The organism is Lentzea albidocapillata (assembly GCF_000719115.1).
GTDB lineage: Bacteria > Actinomycetota > Actinomycetes > Mycobacteriales > Pseudonocardiaceae > Lentzea > Lentzea albidocapillata.
The window spans coordinates 76,307-88,430 of sequence record NZ_JOEA01000018.1 but is presented as its reverse complement, the minus strand read 5'-3'; the positions used below and the strand labels follow the sequence as shown (position 1 = coordinate 88,430).

Annotated in this window: 13 protein-coding genes; 8 read left to right on the top strand and 5 right to left on the bottom strand. The window is 70.2% G+C overall.

Features of this window, described 5'->3' with window-relative positions; genetic code table 11:
• The first annotated feature begins 17 nt into the window (after positions 1–17).
• Complete coding sequence (locus IG04_RS0128825; RefSeq protein ID WP_245815971.1) at positions 18–779, top strand: endonuclease/exonuclease/phosphatase family protein; 762 nt, start codon at positions 18–20, stop codon at positions 777–779.
• A 119-nt stretch (positions 780–898) separates the two neighbouring features.
• On the top strand, positions 899–2,218 hold the full coding sequence (locus tag IG04_RS0128820; RefSeq protein WP_030479875.1) for an alpha-lytic protease prodomain-containing protein: 1,320 nt from the start codon (positions 899–901) through the stop codon (positions 2,216–2,218).
• Between the two features lie 74 nt (positions 2,219–2,292).
• Here IG04_RS0128820 and IG04_RS42975 read toward each other — a convergent pair whose 3' ends face one another.
• The gene (locus IG04_RS42975; RefSeq protein ID WP_051770882.1) at positions 2,293–3,267 is read right to left on the bottom strand and encodes a hypothetical protein; all 975 of its coding nucleotides are present in this window, start codon (positions 3,265–3,267) and stop codon (positions 2,293–2,295) included.
• Entirely contained in the window at positions 3,198–3,758 is a 561-nt protein-coding gene (locus tag IG04_RS44320) for a hypothetical protein (RefSeq protein ID WP_144065237.1), read from the bottom strand. Before IG04_RS44320 ends, IG04_RS42975 begins: the two co-directional genes overlap by 70 nt.
• 117 nt (positions 3,759–3,875) lie before the next feature.
• Between IG04_RS44320 and IG04_RS0128810 the strand changes: the two genes are divergently transcribed.
• The 4 genes from IG04_RS0128810 (at position 3,876) to IG04_RS0128795 (ending at position 8,560) form a co-directional block, all read left to right on the top strand.
• Complete coding sequence (locus IG04_RS0128810; protein ID WP_051770879.1) at positions 3,876–4,484, top strand: hypothetical protein; 609 nt, start codon at positions 3,876–3,878, stop codon at positions 4,482–4,484.
• A 21-nt stretch (positions 4,485–4,505) separates the two neighbouring features.
• Positions 4,506–6,743 carry a GH92 family glycosyl hydrolase gene (locus IG04_RS0128805; RefSeq protein WP_211257834.1) on the top strand — a complete coding sequence of 746 codons (2,238 nt, stop codon included), beginning with the start codon at positions 4,506–4,508 and terminating at the stop codon, positions 6,741–6,743.
• Between the two features lie 216 nt (positions 6,744–6,959).
• On the top strand, positions 6,960–7,967 hold the full coding sequence (locus IG04_RS0128800) for an NAD-dependent epimerase/dehydratase family protein (protein WP_030479872.1): 1,008 nt from the start codon (positions 6,960–6,962) through the stop codon (positions 7,965–7,967).
• Between the two features lie 5 nt (positions 7,968–7,972).
• A complete protein-coding gene (locus IG04_RS0128795) occupies positions 7,973–8,560 on the top strand; it encodes a phosphatase PAP2 family protein (protein ID WP_063758332.1) in 588 nt (195 codons plus the stop codon).
• Here the strand turns inward: IG04_RS0128795 and IG04_RS0128790 are convergent.
• The 3 genes from IG04_RS0128790 to IG04_RS0128780 are packed head-to-tail and all read right to left on the bottom strand — an operon-like array spanning position 8,470 to position 11,041.
• Positions 8,470–9,066, bottom strand: coding sequence for a flavodoxin family protein (locus tag IG04_RS0128790; RefSeq protein WP_030479870.1), 597 nt, complete (start codon positions 9,064–9,066; stop codon positions 8,470–8,472). The two genes, IG04_RS0128795 and IG04_RS0128790, sit on opposite strands and share 91 nt — an antisense overlap.
• Positions 9,066–9,860, bottom strand: a complete 795-nt coding sequence (locus IG04_RS0128785) for an SDR family oxidoreductase (protein ID WP_051770875.1) — start codon at positions 9,858–9,860, stop codon at positions 9,066–9,068. Before IG04_RS0128785 ends, IG04_RS0128790 begins: the two co-directional genes overlap by 1 nt.
• On the bottom strand, positions 9,857–11,041 hold the full coding sequence (locus IG04_RS0128780) for a cytochrome P450 (protein ID WP_051770873.1): 1,185 nt from the start codon (positions 11,039–11,041) through the stop codon (positions 9,857–9,859). Before IG04_RS0128780 ends, IG04_RS0128785 begins: the two co-directional genes overlap by 4 nt.
• Positions 11,042–11,123: 82 nt before the next feature.
• Here IG04_RS0128780 and IG04_RS0128775 point away from each other — a divergent pair, with 82 nt between their 5' ends.
• Positions 11,124–11,450, top strand: a complete 327-nt coding sequence (locus tag IG04_RS0128775; protein WP_030479867.1) for a hypothetical protein — start codon at positions 11,124–11,126, stop codon at positions 11,448–11,450.
• A 1-nt stretch (position 11,451) separates the two neighbouring features.
• A complete protein-coding gene (locus IG04_RS0128770) occupies positions 11,452–12,114 on the top strand; it encodes a hypothetical protein (RefSeq protein ID WP_030479866.1) in 663 nt (220 codons plus the stop codon).
• The last annotated feature ends 10 nt before the right edge of the window (positions 12,115–12,124 follow it).

Genomic DNA, 12,124 nt, shown 5'->3' with positions numbered 1-12,124 from the left:
GTGCCATGATCGGCCGAGTGGACCCATTGAGCGTCATGTCGTTCAACCTGCGGTACGCCTCGGCTGCCGAGCCGAACTCGTGGGCGGTCAGGCGTCCGGTGATGGCCCAGCTCCTGCTCAAAGAACGGCCGGCGCTGCTCGGCACGCAGGAAGGCTTGTATGGACAGATAAACGACATCGCGCACGATCTGCCGGACCACTACGACTGGATCGGCCTCGGCCGCGCGGGCGGCAGCCACGACGAGTTCATGGCGATCTTCTTCGACACGCTGCGCCTGGCACCGCTGGAGTTCGACCATCACTGGCTCTCCGCCACCCCGGCCGTCGTGGGTTCCCGGTCGTGGGGCAACAACGTGATCCGCATGGTCACGTGGGTCCGGTTCGCGGATCGCCTGACCGGCAAGCAGTTCGTGGCCGTCAACACGCACTTCGACCACGAGTCGGCGCACTCCCGCCTGTGCAGCGCCGAGTTCGTCCGCGACCGACTCCAGGGCCAGACGCTGCCGGTCGTGCTCACCGGCGACTTCAACGACGTTCCCGGCTCACCGGTGTACGCCATCCTCACGGCCGGGCTGGCCGACTCGTGGCTCGCGGGCCCGCAGACGACCCCGGCGTACGGGACGTTCCACGGGTACGGCCCGCTCGTCCCGGACGGCCCGCGTATCGACTGGATCCTCACGCGCGGCGCCACCGTCGAGGCTGCCGCGATCAACGCCTTCCAGCGAGACGGCCAGTACCCGTCCGACCACCTCGCCGTGCAGGCACTCGTCAGGATCTAGTGGTGTGGCCTGCAGCGGGGGTCGTGCCCGTTCGACGTTATGGCCAATTGGTATGTACCACTTGGTGTGATCCTCGTCGTACGGTTTGCGCGCAATCACCCTGCATGCAAGGAGCGGACATGAACCGCAAGCTCATCGCCGCCGCCACGGCGGCGGTCACGGCGGCCGGGCTGACCATCGCGGTGGCGCTGACAACCAGCGCCACCGCGGCCGACACGGCTGACCCTGCCATGCTGGCCGCGATGGCCCGGGACCTAGGCATCTCCTCGGAGCAGGCGCGTGAGCGCCTCGACGCCGAGAAGGTCGCGGGCCAGACCGACGCCGCGCTGAAGTCGAGCCTCGGCTCGGCGTACGCCGGGTCCTGGCTGGACGGCACCGGCCGCACCCTCACGGTCGCGGTCACCGACTCGGCGCTGGCGAACGCGGTGCGCTCGCGCGGTGCCGTCGCCACCACGGCGAAGCACAGCGTGTCCGCTCTGGACAGCGCGAAGATCAAGCTGGACGCCAAGGCCACCACCGCACCCGGCGCCGTCCCCGGCTGGTACGTCGACGTGCGCACCAACAAGATCGTCGTGCTCGCCCGCGCCGGCGGCGAGGCGCAGGCCAGAGCGTGGGCGGCCGAGACAGGCCTGCGCGGCGACATCGTCGCCTTCGAGGCCAGCACCGAGGACCCCAAGCCGTTGATCGACATCATCGGCGGCAATGCCTACGGCGTCCCCGGCGGCGGCCGTTGCTCCATCGGCTTCGCCGTCGAGGGCGGCTTCGTCACCGCGGGCCACTGCGGATCCACCGGCGGCCGCACTTCCAACCCCGGCGGCACCATCCAGGGCAGTAGCTTCCCCGGCAACGACTACGCCTGGGTCCGTGCCGACGCGGGCAACACCCCGCGCGCCCTGGTCAACCGCTACCCGGGCACCGTCCCGGTCGCGGGCTCCCAGGAGGCTCCGGTCGGCTCCTCGGTCTGCCGCTCCGGCTCCACCACCGGCTGGCGCTGCGGCACCATCCAGCAGAAGAACGCCTCGGTCACCTACCCCGAGGGCACCATCACCGGCCTGACCCGCACCAACGCCTGCGCCGAGCCCGGCGACTCCGGCGGCTCGTGGCTGACCGGTGACCAGGCCCAGGGCGTCACCTCCGGCGGGTCCGGCAACTGCCAGTCCGGCGGCACCATCTACTTCCAGCCGCTGACCGAGATCCTGCAGGTCTACAACCTGCGCCTGGTGACCTCGGGCGGCCCGACCACGACCACCCAGCCGACCGGCACGACCACGACCACGACCACGACGACGCCCCCCAGCGGCACGTGGGCCCCGTACACGGCCTACGGCAACGGCGCCCAGGTCACCTACGGCGGCGCGTCCTACCGCATCATCCAGCCACACACGTCCGTTCCCGGATGGGAGCCGCCGAACACCCCTGCCCTCTGGCAGCGGCTCTGACGGCAACACCCTCACCGCCCCCCGACGGCTGCCTCCGCCGGGGGGCGGCCCCGTACCCACCCGAAGTTCGCGCACTAAGGACCTACTCGTCCAGGCGCCCACTCGGGCGGCAGGTCGTGGGGACACGTCGGCGCACCGGCCGCCCGTGCCCGCCGCAGGTCGAGGTACGGCCCGGCGATCTGGTCTCGCGGCAACGGTGCCAGCGCCGTGATCGCGTCGCCCGCGGCCAGCACCTGGCGCCGCATGCGGTCGTGGTCGACGGCCCGAGCGCCGAACGACGGTGCCCAGAGCGTCCACGGCCCGGAGATCATTGCCATCGTCGGGATGAGGTGCGAGTGGAAGTGCGTGCCGATGCCGCCGAACGAGCACTGCGGCGGCACCCGGCCCGGTACCGGCGGATCACTGCCCGGCAGGACGAAGGTGCGGTCGACCGAACGCCCGGCCAGCGCCGTCGCCGCCGTCCGCGTCAGCACCGGACTGCCCGCGAACCAGCCGGACGGCTCGGCCAGTCCCGTCGGCTGGAGGGAACCGTCACGAGGCAGGAACTCCTGTGTCCCGAGGTGTTCCAGCACGAACGCGAACGCGACGGACCCCGAGTCGTACTCGGCGTCGAGCGCGCGGGCGCGGAACTCGCTGCCCTCCGCCGGGCGGTGCAGGTGGCCCGTCGCGAACACGAACTCGATGGTGCGCGGCCGGCAGCGCAACGGCAGGCGTGCGAAGTGCTCGGCCAGTGCCAGCAGCGCGACGGTCCCGTTCTCCTGCACCCATCCCACGCCGTCGGTGTTGGTGTCGAGGACGATCCGCTCGCCGCTCAGGCCGGGCAGCGTCGCGACCAGCGAGCGCGTGACGGCCGGAACGCGCGCGGCGAGGACGCCGATGGTCGTCCGCGTGCCCGGTACGAGCCTCGCGGCCGCGTCGGAGCCCACGAACACGCCCGGCACGCGGTAGTGGGTGCCGAGGTGCGGGTCCCAGTAGCCCTTCACCTGCTCGTGCGGGAACGGGAAGGCGACGACGAGCCCGGCGGCGCCGGCCTTGCCCGCGTCGACCATGTCCGCGTCCAGCAGCGGTTCGGCGAGGTAGCCGCGGCCGAGGGCGGGGAAGTCGCGCAGGACGATCTTCCGCCGGCGTTCGCGGCGGTGATCGGGGTGCCGGCGGGCAGGCGGACCAGTTCGCCGGAACGCAGGCCGGGAGCGGAGTAGGGGATCGCGGCGGCGACCGGCACGACGCCGCCCGAGAACAGGAGACCGGGACCTGGTTGCCAGCGCTGGATCGCGAAGGGCTCGGACCGCACGGACACGCCCGGCAGCCGGTCCACGCGGCGTTCCAGCCAGGAGATCAGGCGGTTGTGGCTCGGGCTGCCCGTCGCGCGGACGCCGAACCCGGCGACGGTGGCGTTGAGGGCGCGGAGCTCGGGAGCCGTGGCGAACGACCGCTCGTCGACAGTGGGGGAACAGCCGGCTGACGCGAGGGCCGGAGTGGTCAGTTGGAGGGAGAAAACCGTTACGACACCTATGAATGCGATGCATCTGGCGGGCTGCACGAGGCTCACTGTGAACCTGGCGGGTGGCGCTCACAATCCGCTGTCCAGGTAACCAGGTGAGACCCTGTCAACGGTGAACGGAAATGGTTTAAACCAATTTCCGCTACGGTCCGCCAGATGCGCTTGAAATCGACGTTCGGCCGCGTCGCGGTGATCGCGTGCGCGGTGCTGTTCACGCTCAGTTCGACGGCGGCGGCGAACGCCTCGCACGGCCGCGAGTGCGCCACCCCGTCCATCGACCGGTTGCAGCAGTGGATCGCCAGTGGTGAAGGTGCCACGGAGCCCGCGACCGGCAGCATCCTCGTGCCCAAGGGACGGCGCGGGCACACGGCGAAGATCAGGTTCCTGGCCGACGACTGGGCTGTGATGGTCGTGTGGCTGGGCAACAGGTTCGAGGCCGAGGCGGACCTGTCCGAGTCGGCCGGTTTCTGGATGACCTACCGCGCCACCGACGACCTCTACATCCAGCTGCGGCCCGCGTCGTTCTGGAGCGGTGGCGACAAGTGGGTCACCAAGGTGCCGTCCACGGGCGGCAAGCTCGTGCAGCGGTTCTTCAGCTTCAAGACAAAGAACTGGACATATCTGCCCGCGCTCGGCAAGCCGTCCTACCCGCTCGCCGACGCGCTCGACGACGCCCGTGGCCTGGTGTTCGTCGGCAACACGAAGAACGATCTGGAGTTCCAGAGCCTGAAGATCGACGGCTACCGGCCACCCTGCGTTTACTGAAATCCGGTTATCGTCCCGGACGTGAGAGCGCTCCCGGTCTTCCTGGTCACTGTCCTCACCGCCGCGCTGGCGACTCCCGCGAGTGCGGCGGTGAGAGACGACACCCGCTACGTCGACCCGCTGATCGGCTCGGCGGGTGGCGGCAACACCTATCCCGGCGCGGTGCGGCCGTTCGGGATGATCTCGTGGAGTCCGACGTCGACCCGTGGCGACCAGACCAACACGGGCGCTGCCAACGGTTACGCGTACGACGCGACGAGGGTGCGCGGGTTCAGCCTCACGCATGTCAACGGCGCGGGCTGCCATCCCGGTGCCGCCGGGGACATCCCGATCATGCCGCACGTCGGTGACATCACCTCGTCGCCGACCGCGGACACCAAGGACCAGATCTTCGCGAGCGACTTCTCCCACGCCGACGAGAAGGCCGAGGCAGGCCGCTACCGGGTGGGCCTGAAGTCCGGTGCCACGGCGGACCTCTCCGTGACGACCCGAGCGGGCATCGGCGAGTTCACCTTCCCGATCAACGGTTCGCTGCTGTTCCGGACGTCGAACTCGCTCAACGGCAGTGAGGACGCCGACATCACGATCGACCCGGCGACCAGCTCCGTCTCGGGTTCGGTGCTCACCGGAGCGTTCTGCGGCCGGCGCGCGAACGGCGGCACGAACAACCAGAAGACCTACTACCGCCTGCACTTCACGGCGTCGTTCGACCGCCCGATCTCGGCTCATGGCACCTGGGTGAACAGCGAGCTCAGGCCCGGCAGCACCACCGCGAGCGGTGGCGAGGGTTACCTGACCGGAAGTGCGCGCGCAGGCAAGGGATCCGGCGGATACGTGTCCTTTGCGGACAAACAGGTGCGGATGCGCGTCGGCATCTCCTACACCAGTCTCGACGCGGCCAAGCGCAACCTCGCGACGGAGATCCCGAAGCGCGCGTCCGTCGCGGACGTGGCGAAGGAAGCGAAGAAGGCCTGGGCGAAGCAGCTGCGCGCGGTCGAGATCGACGGCGGCACCGCGGACGAGCGCACGATCTTCTACACCGCGCTCTACCACACCTTCCTGCAGCCCAACGTGATCAGCGACGTGGGCCGCGAGGTGCGGTACGGCAACTTCTCCGGCTGGGACCAGTACCGCGCCCACACCCAGCTGCTCGCCCTGCTGGCCCCGGACGTCGCGAGCGGGTACGCCCAGTCGTTGCTGCAGACCTCGCGCGAGAACGGCGGCGTGTGGGACCGCTGGGTCCACATCACCGGCCCGACGCACGTCATGACCGGCGACCCGTCCGCCCCGGCCATCGCGGGCATGTACGCCATGGGCGCCAAGAACTTCGACGTGCGCGCGGCCTACGACTCACTGCTGCGCCAGGCGACCGTTCCGCACCCGGACGGGCTGTCCGACAAGGGTTGCCCCGGTCAGTGCGAGGGTCAGCGCCCGAACCTCGCCGAGTACATGCGGCTCGGCTACGCCCCGCACGACACCTGCCACTGCTGGGGAGGCGCCGCCGAGACCCTCGAGGACTCCGTCGCCGACCAGGCGCTCGCCGATCTGGGCCGCAGGCTCGGCCGCCCGAGCGAGGCGATGGAGGAGCGCGCGGGCTGGTGGCGCAACACCTTCAACCCGGCCACCGGCTACCAGCAGGCCCGCAACGCCGACGGTACCTGGGTGATGCCGTTCAACCCCGCCTCGGACCGCGGCTTCGCGCAGGGCAGCAGCGCCACCTACACGTGGATGGTGCCGCACGACGTCCAAGGCCTGGCGGAAGCCATGGGCGGCAAGGAAGTCGCGGCTTCCAGGCTGGACGGTTTCTTCAAGCGCGCGGACGGCTCGTGGGCGACGGGCGGCGACGCGCTGCGGTACGACCCGACGAACGAGCCGGGCATCCACACGCCCTGGATCTACAACGAGCTCGGGCAGCCGCGCAAGACCCAGGAAACCGTGCGCGCGATGGCGAGGCTGGTCTACCGCACCGGCCCGTCCGGCCTGCCAGGCAACGACGATCTCGGCACCATGTCGGCCTGGTACGTCTTCGCCGCGCTCGGCCTGTACCCGCGCACGCCGAGCAGTGCCGAACTGCACGTCTCCAGCCCGATGTTCCCGAAGGCCCGGATCACCAAGAAGAACATCACGATCCTCGCCACCGGCACACCGGGCGTCTACGTGCAGGAGACGCGGTGGAACGGCCGCAGGATCGACCAGCCCTGGTTGCCCGAGGCGTTCGTCAAGCACGGAGGAGTGCTCGTCTCCCGTCTTGAAGGGTGACTCGGCGTCCACATCGGACTCCCCGAGGCCGTCCGCGAGCTGCTGGTCGACCCGAACCGGCCAGTGCGCCCCACGTCCGTGCGGTGTGCGTGATCCCCATACGTCGGCGATGCGATCCACTCATGGGCAGTACCCGGCGTTGTCCGACCAAAACAGGCGGTTCTCGACGTCAGCTGAACGGGTACCCGCCTGTACAGGCCGACACCCGGAGGAACCATGCCAGCACGCAGGATCGTCGTCACCGGAGCGAGTGGCAACGTCGGAACGGCGCTGCTGCGCAGGCTGGCCGAGGTGCCGGACGTCGAGGTGCACGGCATCTCGCGGCGCCCGCCCGCGGACGCGCCGCCCTACCGCGGCGTGCCCTGGACGCCCGTCGAGATCGGCCGTGCCGGCGCGGAGGAGGTGCTGCGCGTCGCGTTCGAGCAGGCGGACGCCGTCGTGCACCTGGCGTGGCTCATCCAGCCCTCGCGGGACGAGCGGCTGTTGTACCGGACGAACGTGGCGGGGTCCGCCCAGGTCTTCAGTGCGGCGGTGAAGGCCGGCGTGCCGCACCTGGTCCACATGTCGTCGGTCGGGGCGTATTCGCCCGGCAGCAAGGACCGCCGGGTCGACGAGTCGTGGCCCGTCGACGGCGTGAGGACGTCCTTCTACAGCAGGCACAAGGCCGCCGTGGAGCACATGCTGAACAAGTTCGAGTCCGATCTGCTCATCTCCCGGCCGCGGCCCGGCCTGATCCTGCAGTCCGAGGCAGGCTCCGAGATCCGCGACTACTTCCTCGGCAACCTGGTGCCGAAAGTCGTGTTCCGGCACCGGATTCCCGTCCTGCCGATTCCGCGCGACCTGGTGCTGCAGTTCGTGCACGCGGATGACGTCGCCGACGGCCTGGTCCGGATCCTGGAGCAGCGGCCGCACGGCGGGATCAACCTGGTCGCCGAACCCGTCATCACTCCCAGGGCGCTGGCCGAGGTGCTCGGTGGCCGGCACGTCACCGTGCCGCCGAAGCTGATGCGGTCACTGGCGAGCGTGACGTGGCGGTTGCGCCTGCAACCCACGCCGCCCGGATGGGTCGACCTGGCCCTGAAGTCACCGCTGCTCGACGCGTCGCGCGCCAGGACGGAGCTCGGCTGGCAGCCGAAGTTCGACGCGCAGGAGGCGCTCAGGGCGATCGTGCAGGGGCTGGGACAGGGGCGGGAGGTTCCGGCCAGCCCGGTTCTGGGTAGGTGAGCCGCATGACAGGTGAGGACGAACTGGAGGAGCTGGACGAGGATTCGCTGCACAACAGCGAGGCGTTGCCCACCAGGCGTCCGCACCCGATCATCATCGTCGTCAGCCTGGCCGCGCGGGGTGGCGTCCTGTGGCTGCCGGTTGCGGGGCTGCTCGCGTTGTGCGGCAAGAGAAAAGCCGCGAAGCGCGCGCTCACCGCGGCCATGATCGCCATGCCGCTCGGGCACCTCGTGAGCCTGGTCGTGCACCGGCGCCGGCCCCCGGCCGCGAACCTGCCGGCGCGGCAGGCGCTGCCGGAACACCCGGACTCGTCGTCGTTCCCGTCCAAGCACGCGGCGACGGCGGCCGCGTTCGGCACCGCCACCGCGCTGGCGGACCGCGAGGCCGCCTTCTTCGTGACACCGCTGGTGTTGCTGGTCGCCTACAGCCGCCTCAGGACCCGTGTGCACTGGCCCACGGACGTCCTGGTCGGCTTGGCGATCGGTGCGCTCGTGGCGCTGGCTCAGGCCGGGATCGGGCGTTCCGCCAGGGCCAGGGCGACGGCGTGCAGGTTGGCGGCCATCGTGCGGCCGGTGTTCTCCGACCACTCGTGACCCTCGTCGGTGTCGGCGTAGCTCGGACCGGGGCCGGGGCCGCGGTTCCAGTAGGTCCACGCCTGGCCGGGGATCGTGTAGCCGATGTCGCCGAGAGCGCCGCAGATCTCGCTGATCACGTGGTGCGCGCCGTCCTCGTTGCCGGTCACCACCACGCCCGCGACCCGGTTGTAGGCGACCGGCCGGTCCTGGTCGTCGGTCTCGGAGATCATGGCGTCCATCCGTTCCAGCGCCCGTTGCGCGAGCGACGACGGATGGCCGACCCACGTCGGGGTCGCGAGCACCAGGATCTCGGCGTCGAGCAGCAGCTGGTGGATGTTCGGCCACTCGTCGCCGCCGCCGAGGTCGGTCACGACGCCGGGCGGGATCTCGTGGTCGGCCAGCCGGAACGAGGTGACCTCGACGTCCTTCTTGGTCAGCTCGTCGATCACCACCTGGGCCAGCAGGTCGGTGTTGGACTGGTCCGGTGACTTCTTCAAGGTGCAGTTGAGCACCACGGCACGCATCAGGGTTGCCTCCACTTCCCGTCGGTCAACAGCTGGCTCGCCTGCGGCCCCATCAGGGACATCCCGCCGTCCACGACGAACGACGCCCCGGTCACGTAACTCGCGGCCGGAGTCGCCAGGAACGCCACCACGGAGGCGACCTCGTGCGCGCTGCCGGGCCTGCCGAGCGGCACGCCCGGACGTGGCTGCGTGTGCGGGTCGACGTCCTCCTGGCCGGTCATCGGCGTCGAGATCTCGCCCGGTGCCACCGAGTTGACCGTGATGCCGTGCTCGGACAGTTCCAGTGCGAGCACCTCGGTGAGCGCGCCGAGACCGGCCTTCGAGGCGCAGTACGGTGCGCCGCCCACGCGGGGCAGGTGTTCGTGAACGGACGTGATGTTGATGATCCGTCCGCCGCGGCCGGCCTCGATCATCTGCCTGGCGGCGCGCTGACAGCACAGGAACGCGCCGTCCAGGTCGACCGAGAGCACCGATCGCCACGTGTCGAACGGCATGTCCAGCGCCTTCTGGCTGCTCCCGGTGCCGGCGCAGTTCACCAGGACGTCGACGCCGCCCAGTTCGGCGGCGAGCTCGTCCACGACGTCGGCCGCGTCCGGCAGGCCGGTGAGATCCAGCTGCCGCACCGCACAGCGCGCACCGGCCTCGCGGACCTCCTCGGCGGTCTTCTCGGCTCCGGCGGCGTCCTCGTGGTAGGTGATGCCCACGTCGACGCCACCACCTGCCAGCGCGACGGCCACGGCCTTGCCGATGCCGGAGTCCGATCCGGTCACCACGGCGTAGCGGGGGGTGTTCATGAGACGCGAGTACCCGTCGGCTCGGCCGGTATGCGGAGGCCGAAGTGGTTCAGCGTGCCCGGCAGCGGAGCACTCAGCGTGGGGAACGCGAGGTGCTCGGAGAGGGTGTCCAGCATCGTCGCGGCGGTGGTCAGCACCAGGTCACGGCCGGGGCACTCACCGGGCCCGGCGCTGAACGGCACGATCGCCGGGTCGCGCGGGCCGTCCCAGAGTTCGGGGGCGTACCGGTCGGCGAACGGCAGCCTGTCCGGGTCGCGGTGGAAGAACGGCGTGAACACGACGAACTCGGTGTTCTCCGGCAGCCACGTGCCGTGCCAGCGGGTGGCGATCGTGCTCTCCCGCAGGATCACCGGCGTCGTCGGCCACAACCGCGCGGACTCCAGGATGCCGTTCATGCCGCGCGCCCCGATGGCCAGTGCGCGCAGCGTGACGATCCCGGCCGCGTCGAACGCGAACAGCCAGTGCGGCACCTGACCGGACAGGTCACCGGGCTGCGCGGCCAGACTGCCCTCCTCGCGCCGGGCCAGGTGCCCGTCGAGCCGACGCTGGAAGCGTTCACGCAGGCCGCGCTGCCTCGGGTGCAGGAAGGCCCAGTTGGCGTTCTCGCGCAGCGCCTTCAGGTCGTCGGTGAGCCGGTCGTCGGCGCGGGCGCCGCTGCCGAGGACGATCCTGCGCGCGATGCGCCACCACGCCTGGTTGAACGACTCCCACGTCAGCTCGCCGGTGCTCATCACGTGCCGGGTGAGCAGGTCGGCCTCGTCGCGCACGATCGCCTCCGCCGGCACGTTCTCCGGCCGCAGCGCGCGTTCGTTGAGCCGGCGCAGCCGATCGCGTTCCGGCCCTTCCGAGATGAGCACCCCGTGCGGCTGGAAGTGTTTCAGGGCGGCCTTCTTCTCCTTCGTGGCCAGCGCGAACGGCTCCGGTGACCCGGCGAGCAGCCTGCCCACGTCGGTGGGGTCGACCAGCATCGCGACGCTGCGGCCGGTGATGCGCAGGCGCACCGGTTCCGGGCCGTAGCGGTCGCGCAGCCTCCGCATCGTGTCGATGGCCCTCGTGTCGGACTGGACCTTCTCGGCGGCCGCCATCACGCCGGGCCTGCGGACGATGACGCCCTTGGCGAGGGTGGGCAGCAGCACTGTCGTGAACACGCGGGCGGTGTCGAGCCGGGAAGAGATCGCCATGGACCCTGGCTACCCGGTCGATCGGGTGTGAATCGTCCTGACCGGGGGTATTCGCGGACCAGCATCGAGTCAGGAGGTCGTGATGCCCGCGGGATCGAATGCGAAACGCGAACGCCAGTACGAGCACATCAAGGACTCCGCCGAGGACCGGGGCGCCTCGTCGAAGCGCGCGAAGGAGATCGCGGCGCGGACGGTGAACAAGAACCGCGCCCAGGCCGGTGAGTCCAAGACGGCGAGCAGGTCGTCCACCAAGGACATGTCACCGCAGAAGCGCGGCGGCCAGCGGTCGGGCACGAACCGTCCGAAGGGCCAGACCAAGGAACAGCTCTACAACGAGGCCAAGAAGAAGAACGTCAAGGGTCGTTCCACCATGACGAAGAAAGAACTCGCCGACGCGCTCGGACGCTGACGTGCAGGAAGTGGACAAGGCGTCGGCGCTGACGATCCTGACGATGGAACACAACACGCTGCAGATGATCCGCACGGCGACGATCACCGACGCGACCGGACGGGCGGGTCACCTGCTGACGACGATCTCCGCGTCCATGATCGCCCTCGGGTTCGTCGCACAGGTGGTGACGCTGACGGTGCTGCTCACGTTGCTGCTGGTCGTCTTCACCGCGCTCTTCATGATCGGGCTCACCACCCTGTTCCGCACGGTGGAGCTGAGCATCGAGGACCTCCAGGCGGGCCTGGGGATCAACCGCATCAGGGCCGTCTACGCCGAACTCGAACCGTCCACAAGGGACGTGTTCGTGCGTCAGCTGCACGACGACACCCTCGGTGTCGAGGTCGACGGCGGTCAGACCGGCTGGCGCAAGGCCAGGCGGCCACGGCTGATCGGCAACGCACTCGGCGTGCCCGGCCTGGTGAACCTCGTCAACGGGATCAATGCCGGGGTCGTCGCCGGTGCGGCGGCAGGGCTCCTGAACGCCGGTCTGGCGTTGTCGATCGTCATCGGGGCGATCGTCGCCGTCGCTGTGATCTGCGGCTTCGGCGTAGCGCTCGGCCGGATCGGACGGCGCGGTCTCGCGCCCATCTCCACGCGCTATCCGAGGAATCACCCGAACTGAGGGAGAACCA

Bases quoted from the DNA above. Each gene is read 5' to 3' on its own strand.
- IG04_RS0128790 (WP_030479870.1), bottom strand. From the start codon at position 9,066: ATGCGTGCCGTGGTGCTCAACTGCACCTTGAAGAAGTCACCGGACCAG.
- IG04_RS0128780 (WP_051770873.1), bottom strand. From the start codon at position 11,041: ATGGCGATCTCTTCCCGGCTCGACACCGCCCGCGTGTTCACGACAGTG.
- IG04_RS42975 (WP_051770882.1), bottom strand. From the start codon at position 3,267: ATGGTCGACGCGGGCAAGGCCGGCGCCGCCGGGCTCGTCGTCGCCTTC.
- IG04_RS0128800 (WP_030479872.1), top strand. From the start codon at position 6,960: ATGCCAGCACGCAGGATCGTCGTCACCGGAGCGAGTGGCAACGTCGGA.
- IG04_RS0128795 (WP_063758332.1), top strand. From the start codon at position 7,973: ATGACAGGTGAGGACGAACTGGAGGAGCTGGACGAGGATTCGCTGCAC.
- IG04_RS0128775 (WP_030479867.1), top strand. From the start codon at position 11,124: ATGCCCGCGGGATCGAATGCGAAACGCGAACGCCAGTACGAGCACATC.
- IG04_RS0128820 (WP_030479875.1), top strand. From the start codon at position 899: ATGAACCGCAAGCTCATCGCCGCCGCCACGGCGGCGGTCACGGCGGCC.
- IG04_RS0128810 (WP_051770879.1), top strand. From the start codon at position 3,876: ATGCGCTTGAAATCGACGTTCGGCCGCGTCGCGGTGATCGCGTGCGCG.
- IG04_RS0128785 (WP_051770875.1), bottom strand. From the start codon at position 9,860: ATGAACACCCCCCGCTACGCCGTGGTGACCGGATCGGACTCCGGCATC.